General features: G+C 31.0%; 2 protein-coding genes. Both read right to left on the reverse strand.

The features are described from left to right. Positions 1-624 (reverse strand): glycosyltransferase family 2 protein (locus A5875_RS09790; RefSeq protein ID WP_141108339.1); only part of this gene is annotated, 624 nt, incomplete at its 3' end. Positions 625-630: 6 nt separating this feature from the next. Continuing rightward, a partial coding sequence (locus A5875_RS09795) for a glycosyltransferase (RefSeq protein ID WP_176244647.1) occupies positions 631-1,233 on the reverse strand: 603 nt, incomplete at its 5' end.

Genomic DNA, 1,233 nt, shown 5'->3' on the forward strand with positions numbered 1-1,233 from the left:
TCTTTGCACGTAATAATAATCTTTTGACTTGATTAGTGCGACTTTTTTTGCGCATGATAAAATTTCATATATGACCGCCATATCTTCATAATAGATACCTTTAGGGAATTCAAGATCATTAAAATATTTTCGAGGAAACAGTTTTCCCCAAGCGTTATGTTGAAATTTTCTATTCAGTATACATTTTATTGCAGTCACCTCATCTACAATCTGAATACCCTTTTTTTTACTTTCGGCTTCGACTAATTTGGAATCCTCGTATACTATATGGAATTGACTACAAGAAATATCACCGCCTAAATTGATTCCATCAACAAGACTTTCAATGTAATATTTCGATACATAATCGTCACCATCTATAAAAGTAATATAATTCCCATTTGATTGTTTTACTCCAAAGTTTCTAGCATCACTTAACCCACCGTTTACTTTATGATGAACTTTTATTCTAGAATCGATGTTTCTATATTTGTCTAGTATGTATCCTGTGGCATCTGTAGATCCGTCATCAACCAGAATAATTTCAATGTCCTTATATGTTTGTTTAATAACCGATTTTATACAGCGCTCAGCAAAAATTTCAACATTATAGAATGGAATGACCACTGATATTTTTATTTTCATATATAATCACTCTTCACAATAATTTTTTTCTATTTTTTTTATCATTGTATTAATAGAAAACTTCTTTTCGAAATTTTTTTCAATTGTTTCAGGAGTAATAGAGTTTTCTCCATTAATTGCATCAATAATTATTTTAGCGGCTTCATTTACCATATCATTACTTACTAAATGTCCTGTAACTTTATTGTCAATAACTTCACAATTTCCAGTGACATTAGTAGCAATCACTGGAACTTTTGCTCTCAATGCTTCTAGGGGAGCATAAGGCAGTCCTTCATAAAGAGAAGTAAATAAGAATAGATCGTATGCGACTACAATGATATCACTATCCTTTCGAAATCCGTAAAATCGTACATTTTTTTCTAAATTATACTCCTTAACCTTAGCCTTAACTGAATACTCCAGTGGTCCATCACCTATCCACACAAAAATTGAAGATGGTTTTTCTAGAACAACTTGTTTTGCTACTTCAACAAAGGCTAGTGGATTTTTTTGAGTTGTTAATCTTGCATTATTACCAATAATAAATGCATCTTCAGGTAAAGATAATATTCTTCTTGCTTCCTCTTTTGTAGGCAATTTAACAGTAGGCAATCCATTATATATGAC

It is taken from the genome of Enterococcus sp. 3H8_DIV0648 (genome assembly GCF_002140655.1).
Taxonomy (GTDB): Bacteria; Bacillota; Bacilli; order Lactobacillales; family Enterococcaceae; genus Enterococcus_A; species Enterococcus_A hulanensis.